The organism is Saccharopolyspora kobensis, assembly GCF_900108315.1.
GTDB classification, from domain to species: domain Bacteria; phylum Actinomycetota; class Actinomycetes; order Mycobacteriales; family Pseudonocardiaceae; genus Saccharopolyspora; species Saccharopolyspora kobensis.
The window spans coordinates 477,082-490,894 of sequence record NZ_FNVB01000006.1; the positions used below are offsets into that span (position 1 = coordinate 477,082).

Here is a 13,813-nt window from a genome sequence, read left to right on the forward strand (position 1 = left end):
GCTTGCTGGCAGGGGAGGCTCAGACGGACTGCTCCGTTTGGTGGGGAGGAGGGGGCCGAATGAGTGTCGTCGAGGTAGCCGCATCAGCTCAGTTGGCGTCGGTGTGGGACGACTACATCAGCGGGCTCAACGTCGGCGTGCTGCTGACCGATGAGCGCGGGCAGGTGCTGGCCACCAACGACGTCGCCGCCGAACTCATGCAGTTGGCCAAGTCCGATCTGCTCACCGGCGTCCGGCCCGCGGGCTGGCGCCTGCGCGACGACACCGGCGCGGCGATGCCGGACTGGGCGGAGCTGGCCGGTCAGGTGCTGCGCGCGGGCAGCCCGCTGTCCATCCCGATGGTGATCGCCCGCAGCGGCCAGCCGCTGAGCCGGATCTGGGCGGACTACCACGCGGTGCAGGTGCAGGGCCGCCGCCGCGTGCTGATCCTGCTGCAGCCGGTGCACACCGACGTTCCGCACAGCCGGGGGCTGCTGGATCCGCTGACCGGGCTGCCCGGTCGCGTGCTGCTGCTGGACCGCCTGGAGCAGTCGCTGGTGCGGGCGCGCAGCCGCGGCACGCTGTCCACGCTGGTGCTGATCGACGTGCAGCAGCTGGCGGCCTTCAACGCCGAGCACGGCTTCGACCGCGGCGACGACCTGCTGACCACGCTGGCCGACCGGCTCCGGGAAGGGCTCAGCGACGAGCACACCGTGGCCCGCTACGGCGGCGACGAGTTCGCGGTGGTCGCCGAGCACCCGAGCGGCACCGGCGAGACGATCGCCGAGCAGGCCCGCGAGGTGGCCGGCTGGCCGCTGCGGATCGGCCGCAAGCAGGTCCGGCCCGGCCTCCGCGTCTCCTGGGTGACCACCGACGGGCAAGCCCCGGTCCACTCGGTCCTGGCCAGGGCCGAGCAACAGCTGCAGCACTGAGTGCTCCGGTTCGCGTGGCGGAACCCCAGCGCCCTCGTGGACTGCTGATGCTTGACCGACACGGCGCACGGGCTGTCCTCGCCAGGCGAACGCTGGGAACCCGCGGCGGTGCGGGCTGCGAGGGCGGGCTGTGCGCCGCGCAGCAGCTGCCGGAACTCCCATGGGCGGGAGGTACCGCGTGGGCCTGGAGACCCCGAGCGGAAAAAGGGGCACCCGCGCCGCGCGGGTGCCCCTGTCGTCGGTGCGGTGCGCTCAGCGCTCCACGTTCCCGGCGATGAAGTCCTCGACCGCCTGGTAGGCGGCGGAGTCGGCGTACTGCTCCGGCGGGGACTTCATGAAGTAGGAGGAGGCCGAGAGGATCGGGCCGCCGATGCCGCGGTCCTTGGCGATCTTGGCCGCGCGGATCGCGTCGATGATGATGCCCGCCGAGTTCGGCGAGTCCCACACCTCCAGCTTGTACTCCAGGTTCAGCGGGACGTCGCCGAAGGCGCGGCCCTCCAGCCGGATGTAGGCCCACTTGCGGTCGTCCAGCCACGGCACGTAGTCCGACGGACCGATGTGCACGTTGCGCTTGCCCAGGTCGCGGTCCACCTGCGAGGTGACCGACTGCGTCTTGGAGACCTTCTTCGACTCCAGGCGCTCCAGTTCCTTCATGTTCAGGAAGTCCATGTTGCCGCCGACGTTGAGCTGCATCGTGCGGTCCAGGTGGACGCCGCGGTCCTCGAACAGCTTGGCCAGCACGCGGTGCGTGATGGTCGCCCCGACCTGCGACTTGATGTCGTCACCGACGATCGGCACGCCGGCGTCGGTGAACTTCTGCGCCCACTCCGGGTCGGAGGCGATGAACACCGGCAGCGCGTTGACGAACGCCACCCCGGCGTCGATCGCGCACTGCGCGTAGTACTTGTCGGCCTCCTCGGAGCCCACCGGCAGGTAGGACACCAGCACGTCGACCTCGGCGTCCTTGAGCGCCTGCACGACGTCCACCGGCTGCTCGTCGGACTCCTCGATGGTCTCCCGGTAGAACCGGCCCAGGCCGTCGAGGGTGTGCCCGCGCTGCACGGTGACGCCCAGCGGCGGCACGTCGGCGATCTTGATCGTGTTGTTCTCGCTGGCGACGATGGCCTCGGAGAGGTCCCGGCCGACCTTCTTCGCGTCCACGTCGAAGGCCGCCACGAAATTCACGTCCCGCACGTGGTACTCGCCGAACTCGACGTGCATCAGGCCGGGCACCCTGGTGCTCGGGTCGGCATCGGCGTAGTAGTGGACGCCCTGCACCAGCGATGCCGCGCAGTTCCCGACGCCGACGATCGCCACTCGCACCGTACGACCGGGCCGATCTCCGCCCATGGCAGGGCCCTCCTTCTTGGTCATCTGTCGTGTCCTTGCAGTTCTTGCTCGCGCGCCGCAGCTGCCTGCTCGGCGCGTTCGTGTTCGATGATCTCGTCGAGCCAGCGAATCTCCCGTTCGCTGTGGTCGAGCCGGAGGCGGTGCAGCTCCCGGGTGTAGCGGTCGAACCGGTCGCGGTCGGCCAGCGCGTTGCGCAGGCCTTCCCGGCGTTCTTCGACGCGCCGCCGCCTGCCCTCCAGGATCCGCAACCGGGCCTCGGCCGGGGTGCGGGAGAAGAACACCACGTGCACGCCGAACGCGTTGTCGTCGCACGCCTGCGGTCCGCAGTCCCCGACCAGCTCGGCGAAGCGGTACTCGCCCGCCGTGGTCACCCGGTACACGCGACGCGCCCGCCGACCCCAGCCGCGCGCGTCGGGGGTCTCGGGCTGTTCCTCGATCAATCCGGCGCGCTGCAGCCTGCGCAACGTCGGGTACAAAGTTCCGCAGGACAGCGCGCGGAAGGCACCCGGTGCGTCGTGCAACCGCTTCCGCAGCTCGTAGCCGTGCATCGGGGCCTCGTGCAGGAGACCGAGCACGGCGAGTTCGAGCATCCGCACCCTCCTCGGACAGGATCACCGGTGGCCTCGTGCGGAACCGGCTCGCGCTGCCGCGCACCACCCGCTAGACCACCTGGCGGATTATATCGCGGCGATATATCGGGGACCACGATCGAGCGGCGCTGAGGTGGCCGTCGTCACTGCACGTGGCGGTCGGTGGGCACGCCTGCCCTGAACGGCGCATGGAGTAGTCGTCACCGCCACGTACCCTGTGGTCGTGCGGACCCAACGGCAAGTGGTCGACTACGCGTTGCAGCGCAGGGCGCTGCTCGCGCAGGTCCACGCTGGCCGCGTCGGGGTGATGGAGGTCTGCGACGCCGATCCGTACCTGCTGCGGGCGGCGAAGTTCCACGGTGAGCCGAGCGGGGTGACCTGCCCGGTGTGTCGGAAGGAGCCGTTGACCCTGGTCTCGTGGGTCTTCGGCGATGCCCTCAAGCACGCGTCCGGTACGGCGCGAGCGCCCGAGGAGCTGGACCGGATGGCCGCCGTGTTCGAGGAGTTCAACGTCTACGTCGTAGAGGTATGCCGCACATGTAATTGGAACCACCTGGTGCAGTCGTACGTCCTGGGAACTGGCGGCTTGAACGAGCGGCGTTCCCGGCGCAAGACTGCTGCGGAGTGAATCCGGTCGTGCCCCGACTCACGACCGCGCGCCCCGGTGCGGCGCAACCCCGACGTGAACGCATCACATGGCGTCGCCCGACGCCTGTCCTGGAGGCCCACTCGTGAACGACGAGCGTGACGACCACCCCCGAGGCCGCCACTCAAGGCAATCCCAGCCCGATGGTCGTGGCACGCCACCCCCGCCGCCTCAGCGCCCCGGTCCGCCGCATCCCGGCGACCAGGCGCGGCCCCCGCAGCGCCCGATGACCGGACCGCCGCCGGGGCCGGGCGGACCGGCGTGGCCGAGCGAAGAACCGCGGCCGGGGCCGAGGCAGGGCCCGCCGCCTCCGCCTCCGCGACCGGGGCCGCCGAACCAGCAGTGGCCGAACGGCAACCCGGACGCGCAGGAGACCCAGCAGCAGCCCGCGGTGCCCTCCGGCCCGGACGCGAAGTGGCCCGAGGGCGAGTCGGCGCAGGAGCGCACCGGCGCGTGGACGCCGTCGTTCGACGATGACGACGATGACGACTCCGCGCTGTCCAAGCGGCTGAGCGGTGATTCCGGCGATTCGGGGGACAACGGGCGCGGCAAGCTCGACGTGCCGACCGCGTACACCCCGGTGCCGCCTCCGCCGCCCAACGGCGGCCGCGACGGCGCACCGCCCGGACCTGGCCGGGAGGGCCCGCCACCGCCGCCTCCGGGTGGCCGTCAGGGCCCGCCGCCACCGCCTCCGGGCGCGCAGCAGACCCGCCAGGGCCCGCCGCCCGGTCGGCCGCCGCAGCCGCCGAGCGCGGAGCAGCCGACTCAGAACATCCCCCAGCCGGGGCGTGACGACGACCGCCGTCGCGCTGGTGGCGCAGCCGCCGCGGGCGCTGCGGCCGCAGGTGCGGCTGCCGCCGGCATGGCCGCCGGATCCGGAGCAGCTGGTGCTGCCGGTGCCGCTGGCGCAGCGGCCGGTGGTGCCGCTGGCGCAGCGGCCGGTGGTGCCGCTGGCGCCGCAGGTGCGGCCGGTGGAGCGGCGAACGGCGCGGGTAACCCCCGCGAGCCGCAGCTGCTCACGCACCAGGAGCAGGGCAGCTACAACTACTACGCCGACGACCAGCTCGACGACGACCCGTACGACAACTACGACGACGGGCGCGGCTACGACGACGGACGTGGCGACGCCCGCAACGGGGATGATCGCGATGGCGACGACCGTTTCGACGACTTCGGCCCGGCCGACGACGACCCGGACGACGAGATGAGCGCCCGTCGGAGCAAGCGCAGCGTGCTCTGGCGGCGGGTCCGGCGGACCTGCTACGTCGGTGCCGCGATGGCCGTGCTGGCGCCCGTCGTGGTGTTCCTCTACGGCTACATGGCCTGGGCCGCGCCGGACGAGGCGCAGGTGATGGGCATGAACCGGCCGATCGAGCTGCGCTACGCCAACGACGAGGTGATGGCCCGCGTCGAGCCGCCCAAGTCGCGGGAGATCGTGCACAGCCTCAACGAGGTGTCGGAGCCGCTGCGCAACGCCACCATCTCGGCCGAGGACGCCTCCTTCTACGACAACCCCGGCTTCGACTTCAAGGGCATCGCGCGGTCGGTGTACTTCCTGCTCACCGGGTCCGGTGTCGGTGGTGGTTCCACCATCACGCAGCAGTTCATCAAGCTGGACCTGGAGCTGAACAAGAAGGACCCGGGTTATGTGCGCAAGGTCAAGGAGGTCGTCCTCGCGTACAAGATGACCAACCAGCGCTCCAAGGACGAGATCCTGCTGGCGTACCTGAACACCGCGTACTACGGCCGCGGTGCGAACGGGATCACCGCTGCGGCGAAGGCCTACTTCAACAAGAAGCCGAGCGAGATCAACGAAGCGGAAGCGGCGGTCCTGGCGGGCGTGGTCCAGCGCCCGCGGGACAACGACCCGCGCGTTGACCTGGAGCAGGCGACGACCCGCTGGAAGTACGTCATCGGGCAGATGGAGGAGAACAACTACCTCCAGCCCGGCCAGGCGGACACGCTGCAGATGCCGGAGACCCAGCCGCGGACGGACTGGCAGACCGACAACCGGCTCACCCCGGAGCAGGACGCGATCTGGCAGGCGATCCAGAAGGAGCTGGAGTCCAAGGGCCTGGAGCAGAGCGTCCTGTACCGCGGCGGCTTCACCATCAAGACGACCATCGACCCGGACGCGCAGAACAAGGCCGAGGAGGCCGTCCGCTCGGTGATGGCCAGCCAGCCGCCGACGCTGCGGACCTCGCTGGTCGCGGTCGATCCGGAGACCGGCGGAGTGCTGGCCTACTACGGCTCGAAGCTGAACAAGGGCGACCTGGACTGGGCAAGCACCAGGCAGGAACCGGGCTCCTCGTTCAAGCCGCTCGTGGTGGCGGCGGGGCTGCAGCAGGGCATCGGCATCGGCGAGTACTACGACGGCAGCGACAACCAGGTGATCGCGGGCACCCCGTTCCGGAACTCCGAAGGCGTCGCGTGCGACGTCCCGACGCACTGCGGGATCCGCGAGGCGATGACCAAGTCGGTCAACACCGTGTTCGTCCACCTGGCCAACAAGATCGGCACCCCCAAGGTCGCCGATGCCGCGCACGCGGCGGGCATCGGAGAGTCGACCAAGCTGGCGAACATCGAGAACGGCGTCGTCGAGGCCGGTATCGCGCTGGGCATGTACCCGGTGTACCCGGCCGACATGGCGGCGGCGTACGGAACCTTCGTCAACGGCGGTCAGCGGGTCGAGACGCACTTCGTGTCCGAGGCGATCAGCTCCGAGAGCGGCGCTTACAACCTGGAGATCGAGAAGCCGAAGCCGGCGTACAGCACCGATGCCGAGGAGAGCTCGGACATCGCCGCCGACGTCGCCGAGTCGATGAAGAACGTGGCCTCGAACGCCAAGGTGCCGCTGAACAACAACCGTCCGGTGGCGGCCAAGACCGGTACCCACCAGTGGGGTGCCACCGATCTGAACCGCAACGCCTGGATGATCGGCGCGACCCCGCAGATCTCCACCGCGGTGGCGATGCTCAACGACGACGGCGGGCCGAAGCCGCTGAAGGACTCCAGCGGCAAGACCTTCTACGGCAGCAAGTACCCGTCGCAGGTGTGGCAGAAGTTCATGAACTCCTACCTGCAGGGCAAGAAGGTGGAGAAGCTGCCGGCGCCGGGCAAGATCGGGCAGTTCGAGGACACCCCGCCGCCGCCCCCGCCGACGAGCGAGGCGCCGAGCGAGTCGATGCCCCCGAGCGAGTCGATGGACCCGAGCAACTCCCGGGACCCGGACGAGTCGGAGGACCCGACCTCCAGCGCCGGTCGGCCGAGCCGCGACTGCGGTGGCCTCTTCAACCCGCCGTGCCCGCCGGGACAGGACAACGGCGACGGAGACGGCGACGGTGACGGGGGCGGCGGACCCAACAACGTCGCTCCGACGGACCGACCGAGGTACTACGGCTGACGATCGACCACGAGGGGCATCCGCTGCGGCGGGTGCCCCTCGTGCGTTGTTCGCGCCAAGTAGCATCCGGGCGTGTCCCCCACGACCGAGCCCGCCAGCAGTGAACCGCCGACGCCCCACCGGCGTCCGGATTCGGCGGTGGACAGCGACTCGCTCGGGCCCGAGGACCGCGTCGCGCCGACCTGGTCGGAGCCGCTGGCGCAGCAGATCAGCCGCCCGTTCGGCGGCAGGCTGGGCAGGCACGCGCAGGTCGGCAGGCAGTGGTTCTGGACGCCGTTGCGGGTGATCCTGCTGTTCGCGGTGCTGGTGCTGGCCGCGGCGTGGCTGTTCAAGGCGCCCTGCCAGCTCACCTACGACACCGGCAGCGGACCGCAGCTGGACTGGCGGAACAACAAGCAGTACACCGCCATGTGCTACACCGACATCATCCCGCGCTACGGCATGGGCGACCTGGCCCGCGACGACGCGTTCCCGTACAAGACGCCGTGGCTGGAGAACGCGGGCACGCCGCAGGAGAAGGTCCGGTACATGGAGTACCCGGTGCTGACCGGGGTGTTCCAGTGGATCAACGCGCGGGCCGCCGACGGGTGGGCGACGCTGGCCGGTCTCGGCTTCCTGCCCGGCGGCCTGACCAGCGTGCTGTACTTCAACCTCACCGCCTTCTGGCTGGCCGCGGCCTGGCTGGTGACCATCTGGGCGCTGGTCGGGCTGTGCCGCAGGCGGGTCTGGGACGTCGCGATAGCCGCGCTCTCCCCGCTGGTCCTGGTGCACGCCTTCACCAACTTCGACGCGCTGGCCACCGCGCTGGGCACCGCCGGGCTGCTCGCCTGGGCGCGGCGCCGGCCGGTACTGGCCGGGGTGCTGATCGGTCTCGGCGGGGCGGCCAAGCTCTACCCGCTGTTCTTCCTCGGCCCGCTGCTGGTGCTGGCCTGGCGGGCGGGCAAGGTGCCGGAGGCGGTGCGCGCGGTGCTGGCCGCGGCGCTGGCCTGGCTGGCGGTGAACGTGCCGGTCCTGGTGCTCTACCCGGCCGGCTGGGGCGAGTTCTTCCGGCTGAACAACGAGCGCGCGGCCGATCCGGACTCGCTGTACAACGTGCTGATGCACTTCACCGGGTGGGCCGGTTTCGACGGCGAGCTGTCGCCGGGCGCGACGCCGACGGTGCTGAACTCGGTGAGCCTCGCGCTGTTCCTGCTGGCCTGCGCGGCGATCGGGTGGCTGGCGCTGGCGGCGCCGACCCGGCCGCGGCTGGCGCAGCTGTGCTTCCTGGTGGTGGCGGCGTTCCTGCTGACCAACAAGGTGTGGAGCCCGCAGTACTCGCTGTGGCTGGTGCCGCTGGCGGTGCTGGCGATCCCGCGCTGGCGGCTGCTGCTGGCCTGGATGCTCGTCGACGCGGCGGTGTGGGCGCCGCGGATGTACTACTACCTGGGCACGGCCAACAAGGGCCTGCCCGAGGGCTGGTTCCTGGGCGCGGTCGTGGTCCGGGACGTCATGGTGGTGGCCCTGTGCGTGCTGATCGTCCGGGAGATCCTGAACCCGGCGCGCGACAAGGTCCGGACGACCCTCTCGGTGCGACCGGGCCGCGTGCCGGACGCGCTGGACGACCCGTGCGGCGGCTTCCTCGACGGCGCCCACGACCGCTTCGTCCTGCCCGCGCCGCGCTCCTTCGGCAGGACCACGGGTGTTCAGGGGGAACTAGGGGTTCGCCCCTGACGTGCGGCCGCCGCCCGGCGCGGATGCTGGAAGCATGACGAGCTACCGAATGCCCCTGGCCCGCCCGAAGGACAGCGCGATGATCGCCGGTGTGTGCGCCGGGCTCGCCCAGCGCTTCGGCATGAAGCCGTCCACGGTCCGGATCCTGTTCCTGGTGTCCTGCCTGCTGCCCGGCCCGCAGTTCCTGGTCTACCTCGTCCTCTGGGTGCTCATCCCGAAGCGCTGACCGGCTCTCAGGTGCGGCGGGTGACCCGCGCGGCGACCAGCACGGTGCTGACGATCAGCGCGCCTGCGGCGGTGAGCGTCGACTGCACGAGCAGCTGCGGCGGTGCGGACGACGAGCTCAGCGCGAGCAGCAGCGGGTGGGCCAGCGGCAGCCACTCGGCCAGCAGCGTGATCGTCAGCAGCGCCGCCGCGGCGATCACCGAGTAACCGGTCCGCCGGACGACCAGGCCCGAGCACGGCAGCGCGACCGCGATGCCGAACGCCGCGCACACCAGGTGCCCGAGCAGGCCGACGGCGAGATCCGCTGCCGGGTGGGCGAATCCGGACGCGACGTGCGACCACGCGGTGGACAGCACCGCCAGCCCGCCCGCGCAGCACAGCACGGTCAGCACGGTGCCGGACAGCATCCGGTGCACCGAGCCGGCGTGCGCGCGGGTGACGGTGCGCTGCACGACGTCCTCCACGTCGACCAGCGCGATCGTCAGCCAGCCCGAGACCACCAGCAGCGCGGCGGCGGTCACCGCATGACCCGGCAGCGCCGGGCCGGCGCCGTCGCTGTAGAAGACCGCCAGCAGTCCTATGTGGAGCAGCACCGGCGGCAGGTAGCGCTGCGAGTGGCCCAATTCCGCGAGCCGGTAGCGGATCAGCGCGATCATCGCCCCACCCGCGAATCCACCGAGATCACCGCGCAGCCGCGCCGGATCGCTTCGAGCAGCAGAGCTTCCCGTTCCGCCACCGCGACTTCCAGCTCCACGTCGTCGCCGCGCCGCGCCACCACGCCGTTCCACTCCTCGTCAGCCCCGCCGCGCAACAGGATCCGGCAGGTCGGCACCTCCGCGCCGAGCGGCTGGAGCCGCCCGTCGAGGAGCCGGTGCGCGCGGGTGGCCGTGGTGCGCACGAGGTCCGGGCGGTGGTCGGTGAACACCACGGCGGCGCCCCGCGCCGCGGACTCGCCGACGACCTCGGTCAGCACCGCGCGGGTTCCGGCGTCCAGCCCGGACCACGGTTCGTCCAGCACCAGCAGATCCGGTTCCGGCAGCAGCGCCTGCACCAGGCCGACCTTCTGCGCGTTGCCCTTCGACAGATCGCGCAGCGGCGCGTCCGGGCCGCCGGCCAGCGCGAAGCGCTCCAGCCAGCCACCGGCCCGCCGCCGCGCTTCGGCGGTGGACAAGCCGCTGATCCGGCCGAGGTGGCAGAGGTAGGAGAGGGCGCTCATCCGCTGCCGCGCCGGAAAGCGGTCGGGCACGTACCCGGTTCGCGGCTTTCCGGAAGCGGTGCCGCCGGACGGCTTGGACACGCCCGCGAGGATCCGCAGCAGCGTCGACTTGCCGGAACCGTTGGTGCCCAGGACCCCGATCACCTCACCGGCCGCCACCGAGAGGTCGACGCCTCGCAGCACCGGTCGCGCCCCGAAGTTCTTGACCACCCCGGCGAGTTCCCGGACCACCACCCAGAACCCCCTGCCCACCAGTGGAAACCGACTCCACAGGTATACCTGCCCGCACGATGCCGCCGCTGCGACGGGAACAAGCGGACGGCGACGGCGGGTTGTGCACGACGTGGATCACGAGACGAGGCCCGGTGCGCTGGTGTCGCAGCGGGAGCGCCGAAGTGCGCGTCGGCGATCAGCGGTGGTCGAGCTGGCCGGGAGCGGCCACCCGCTCGGTGACCGCTTCCGGCCAGCAGGCCGGATCTTCCGCCCGAACCGCATCCGCCCAGCGGACGGTCGATTTCGCGGGAAATCGACCAGTGCTCAGCGGGTGGCGTGGGCGTCCAGGACGTAGGCGATCGCCGAGGTGATCTTCGCCGCGAACGGGAAGTTCAGCGACTCGTCCGGGACGTGCGCGTTGCTGTCCGGGCCGAGCGCACCGGTCACCACGAACTGGGCCTCCGGGTAGGCGTCGTGCAGCAGGCCCATGAACGGGATCGAGCCGCCGAGGCCCATCGTCAGCCACTCCGCGCCGAAGATCTCCTTGCCGGCCTGGTCCAGCGCGTCCGACAGCCACGGCGCGAGGTCGGGCGCGTTCCAGCCCAGCCCGGCCTCGGTGTGCCCGATGATCACCTTCGCGCCGTAGGGCACGTCGGTGGTCAGCTTCTCCCGCACCGCGCGCAGCGCGGCCTCCGGATCGGCGGTCGGCGGCAGCCGGAAGCTCAGCAGCGCGGTGGTGTAGGGCCGGAGCACGTTGCCCGCGTCGGGCAGCTCGGGCAGGCCACCGGCGCCGATGATGGACAGCGTCGGCCGCCAGGAGTTGTTCAGCGCCAGCTCGACCTCGTCCTCGGCGACCGGCCGCAGGCCCTCCGGCCACGGCACCGAGTTGCGCACCAGACCGGGCACCGCCTCGATCGCCGACCGCGTCTCGGCGATCCGGTTCTCCGGGATCTCCACGTTCAGCTCGGACACCAGGATCTCGCCGGTGGCGGAGTCCTCCAGCCGGTCCAGCAGCTGCCGCAGCACGCGGAACGAGCTCGGCACGATGCCGCTGGCGATGCCCGAGTGCAGGCCGCTCTCCAGCACCTGCACGGTGACCTCGATCGAGACCATGCCGCGCAGCGACGTGGTCAGCCACATCCGGTCGTAGTCGCCCGCGCCGGAGTCCAGGCACACCACCAGCGACACGTCGCCGAGCCGCTCGGACAGGTGCTCCAGGTAGGCGGGCAGGTCCGGGCTGCCGGACTCCTCGCCGGTCTCCAGCAGCACCACGCTGCGCGCGTGCGCGCCGCCGTGCGCGCGGACCGCCTCGATCGCGGTGATCGCCGCGTACCCGGCGTAGCCGTCGTCGGCCGCGCCGCGCCCGTACAGCCGGTCGTCGCGGACCACCGGCGTCCACGGGCCCAGGCCCTCGGACCAGCCCTCCATCGGCGGCTGCTTGTCGAGGTGCCCGTAGAGCAGCACGGTGCCCTCGGCAGCGCCTTCGGTGGCCGGGACGTCCACCAGCAGCAGCGGGGTGCGCTCGGGAAGCCGCACCACCTCGACGGTCGCGCCCTCGACACCGCGCTCGGCGATCCACCGGCGCACGTGCTCGACGGCGGCGTCGAGGTGCCCGGACTCGACCCAGCCGGCGTCGAAGGCGGGGGAGACTGCTGGGATCTCCACCAGCTCCGAGAGGCTCGGCAGGACGGATTCGTCCCACACCCGATCAACGGTCTTCGCTACGGCAATACGATCCACGTCGCGATCCTATGCCCGCGACCAGCACTGGTGGGGAGAGCTCAGCTCCCGCCGCCCATCGCGGCCGAGCTCGCCGCGACGGTGCTGGCGGTGATCGCCGCGGTCGCCGCCGCGATCACCGCGGCGACCGCCTTGCCGAGCTCCTCGCCCTTGCTGATCTCCTTCAGCCGCTTGCGCTCGGCGCGCTCGAAGCCGAAGTGCCGGACCAGGCCGGTCGCGTGCACCAGGGCCGCGAGCAGCGCCGACCGGTTGTCCAGCTCGCGCTCGGCGCGGGCGATCGAGCGCAGCTCGTCGATCAGCGCGGTGCGCGTCGCCTGGTCCGGGAAGTACTTGTCGTAGGGGATGAGCAGCGCCGTGCGCTGCTCGTGCCGCATCAGACCTCGCTCGACCAGGGCGGCGCAGTGCTGCTTGCGCACCTTGCGCCGGTGCTGGATGAAGCTCGTGGCCGCCACCGGCTTGGCCTTCGGGCCGCCCTTCTGCTGCAGGTAGGCGATGCACTCGTCGGCCCAGCCGAGGCCGGTGGGGCTCGGATCGTCCACCTGGACCTTCTTGCCGGTGAACGAAACGCGGTTCCGCAGCACGAGCTCGCCGAGTTCGGCCGCGCCCGCGTGGTCCGACGCCGCGTAGTAGGAGCCGTTCTCCCGCTGCAGCATGAGGACGAACTCTTCCGGCAGGGTGAGCGAGGTCATGGCCCACAGTCTGGCAGCGATCACCGCCTCGCGGCCGCGATCTGCCCGAATCCCCGGGTCAGCCGCCTGCCATGGCGATCGCGGTGGGCATCGTCGCCATGGCCCGCAGCATCGCCGCGACCGGCGCGGGCACGGCGTCGCCGAGGTCTTCGCGGTCGGCGATCGCCTTCAGCCGGGTGCGCTGCTCGCGGTCGAAGTCCAGCGCGTGCTCAAGGCCGCTGCGGTGCACCAGCGCGCCCAGCAGCGCCAGGCGTCCGTCGGGCGGGAGTTCGCCGCGCGCCATCCCGTGCAGCTCCGCCAGCAGCGCGGTCCGGATCGAGCGGTCCGGGTGGTAGCGGTCGTCGGGCAGCAGGCCGAGGAACTTGCGCCGCTCCACCCGCAGCACCCCGCGATCGACCAGCACCGCTCGGTGCGCGAAGAACGCGTTGGAGCGCAGCTGGAGCCACCAGCTCAACTCGACCGGGTGGTTCTCGCGCCCGGCGACCTGCTGGAACTGCGTCAGCAGCTGGTCCATCCACGGATGGCCGCTGGATGCGGCGTCGAGCAGCTGGACCGCGGTGCTCTGCGGCACCATCCGGCCGCGCAGCACCAGCTCACCGATCTCGGCCGCCGCGGTGCCGGTGTTCAAGTTCGCGCCGGCGACGTGCGATCCGCTGGGCTTGTGCAGCAGCAGCGCGAACTCGTCCGGCAGCGTCAGCAGGTTCGCGTACTCGCCCACCTGTCCAGTTTGTCGCAATCCTGCCGGGTCAGCGCTCTGCCGAGGCTGCTGATGATGCGGGCGAGGTCGTTCAGGTCGCTGGTCGTCGGCGAGTTCCGCCGCTGCCCTTCGGAATCCCCCATGGCGCCGACCCTTCCTCGACGGGAGCAGGTGGCGCTCAATGTAACAAAACGGACAAAGAACGAGAAGGGTTCGCGCAATATCGGTACTGCGATGGTCCAGAAAGCGTTAGTCGGACCTCCATTACTTCGATGACCTGCGATTTTGCCCTGATCGACGGCGAACTACGGTGATCCGGCGGGAGCAGGCAGGCCGCACCGCGGCAGGCCCGGCCCCCTGTGGCAGGGCTCACGATGAGGGCCGGTTTCGTGCCAGGATGGCGGGGAGCGATCCAACTGCCCA

At 71.2% G+C, this 13,813-nt stretch carries 12 protein-coding genes; 5 read left to right on the forward strand and 7 right to left on the reverse strand.

Annotated features, from left to right (window positions below):
* The first annotated feature begins 59 nt into the window (after positions 1–59).
* Positions 60–911, forward strand: coding sequence for a sensor domain-containing diguanylate cyclase (locus tag C4T78_RS22655; protein WP_093350733.1), 852 nt, complete (start codon positions 60–62; stop codon positions 909–911).
* Between the two features lie 252 nt (positions 912–1,163).
* Here C4T78_RS22655 and C4T78_RS22660 read toward each other — a convergent pair whose 3' ends face one another.
* Together C4T78_RS22660 and C4T78_RS22665 are read right to left on the reverse strand one after the other, a co-directional pair.
* Positions 1,164–2,261 (reverse strand): inositol-3-phosphate synthase, encoded by a 1,098-nt coding sequence (locus tag C4T78_RS22660; protein WP_093350730.1) that lies wholly within the window; start codon positions 2,259–2,261, stop codon positions 1,164–1,166.
* A gap of 20 nt (positions 2,262–2,281) precedes the next feature.
* A complete protein-coding gene (locus tag C4T78_RS22665) occupies positions 2,282–2,851 on the reverse strand; it encodes a PadR family transcriptional regulator (RefSeq protein ID WP_093350728.1) in 570 nt (189 codons plus the stop codon).
* 223 nt (positions 2,852–3,074) lie between these two features.
* On the opposite strand from C4T78_RS22665, the gene C4T78_RS22670 reads away from it, so the two are divergent.
* The 4 genes from C4T78_RS22670 (at position 3,075) to C4T78_RS22685 (ending at position 8,836) form a co-directional block, all read left to right on the forward strand.
* A complete protein-coding gene (locus C4T78_RS22670) occupies positions 3,075–3,479 on the forward strand; it encodes a DUF5318 domain-containing protein (protein WP_218161557.1) in 405 nt (134 codons plus the stop codon).
* 244 nt (positions 3,480–3,723) lie between these two features.
* On the forward strand, positions 3,724–6,900 hold the full coding sequence (locus C4T78_RS37330; RefSeq protein ID WP_143185785.1) for a transglycosylase domain-containing protein: 3,177 nt from the start codon (positions 3,724–3,726) through the stop codon (positions 6,898–6,900).
* Positions 6,901–6,972: 72 nt separating this feature from the next.
* The gene (locus tag C4T78_RS22680) at positions 6,973–8,610 is read left to right on the forward strand and encodes a glycosyltransferase family 87 protein (protein ID WP_374703895.1); all 1,638 of its coding nucleotides are present in this window, start codon (positions 6,973–6,975) and stop codon (positions 8,608–8,610) included.
* Positions 8,611–8,644: 34 nt separating this feature from the next.
* A complete protein-coding gene (locus tag C4T78_RS22685) occupies positions 8,645–8,836 on the forward strand; it encodes a PspC domain-containing protein (RefSeq protein ID WP_177247527.1) in 192 nt (63 codons plus the stop codon).
* A 7-nt stretch (positions 8,837–8,843) separates the two neighbouring features.
* On the opposite strand, the gene C4T78_RS22690 is transcribed toward C4T78_RS22685, so the two are convergent.
* The 5 genes from C4T78_RS22690 to C4T78_RS22710 all read right to left on the reverse strand — a co-directional run bounded on the left by C4T78_RS22690 (position 8,844) and on the right by C4T78_RS22710 (position 13,411).
* Positions 8,844–9,491 carry a hypothetical protein gene (locus C4T78_RS22690; protein WP_093350718.1) on the reverse strand — a complete coding sequence of 216 codons (648 nt, stop codon included), beginning with the start codon at positions 9,489–9,491 and terminating at the stop codon, positions 8,844–8,846.
* Complete coding sequence (locus C4T78_RS22695) at positions 9,488–10,303, reverse strand: ABC transporter ATP-binding protein (protein WP_235863437.1); 816 nt, start codon at positions 10,301–10,303, stop codon at positions 9,488–9,490. Before C4T78_RS22695 ends, C4T78_RS22690 begins: the two co-directional genes overlap by 4 nt.
* A gap of 285 nt (positions 10,304–10,588) precedes the next feature.
* The gene (locus C4T78_RS22700; protein ID WP_093350715.1) at positions 10,589–12,004 is read right to left on the reverse strand and encodes a M20/M25/M40 family metallo-hydrolase; all 1,416 of its coding nucleotides are present in this window, start codon (positions 12,002–12,004) and stop codon (positions 10,589–10,591) included.
* 41 nt (positions 12,005–12,045) lie between these two features.
* Positions 12,046–12,693: a GOLPH3/VPS74 family protein gene (locus C4T78_RS22705; RefSeq protein WP_093350713.1), complete on the reverse strand. Its 648-nt coding sequence runs from the start codon at positions 12,691–12,693 to the stop codon at positions 12,046–12,048.
* Between the two features lie 58 nt (positions 12,694–12,751).
* The gene (locus tag C4T78_RS22710; protein WP_177247526.1) at positions 12,752–13,411 is read right to left on the reverse strand and encodes a GOLPH3/VPS74 family protein; all 660 of its coding nucleotides are present in this window, start codon (positions 13,409–13,411) and stop codon (positions 12,752–12,754) included.
* Positions 13,412–13,813: the final 402 nt, after the last annotated feature.

Excerpts from the sequence above, each read along its gene's own strand:
- C4T78_RS22665 (WP_093350728.1), bottom strand. The coding sequence starts at position 2,851 with ATGCTCGAACTCGCCGTGCTCGGTCTCCTGCACGAGGCCCCGATGCAC.
- C4T78_RS22690 (WP_093350718.1), bottom strand. The coding sequence starts at position 9,491 with ATGATCGCGCTGATCCGCTACCGGCTCGCGGAATTGGGCCACTCGCAG.
- C4T78_RS22685 (WP_177247527.1), top strand. The coding sequence starts at position 8,645 with ATGACGAGCTACCGAATGCCCCTGGCCCGCCCGAAGGACAGCGCGATG.
- C4T78_RS22705 (WP_093350713.1), bottom strand. The coding sequence starts at position 12,693 with ATGACCTCGCTCACCCTGCCGGAAGAGTTCGTCCTCATGCTGCAGCGG.
- C4T78_RS37330 (WP_143185785.1), top strand. The coding sequence starts at position 3,724 with ATGACCGGACCGCCGCCGGGGCCGGGCGGACCGGCGTGGCCGAGCGAA.
- C4T78_RS22660 (WP_093350730.1), bottom strand. The coding sequence starts at position 2,261 with ATGGGCGGAGATCGGCCCGGTCGTACGGTGCGAGTGGCGATCGTCGGC.
- C4T78_RS22655 (WP_093350733.1), top strand. The coding sequence starts at position 60 with ATGAGTGTCGTCGAGGTAGCCGCATCAGCTCAGTTGGCGTCGGTGTGG.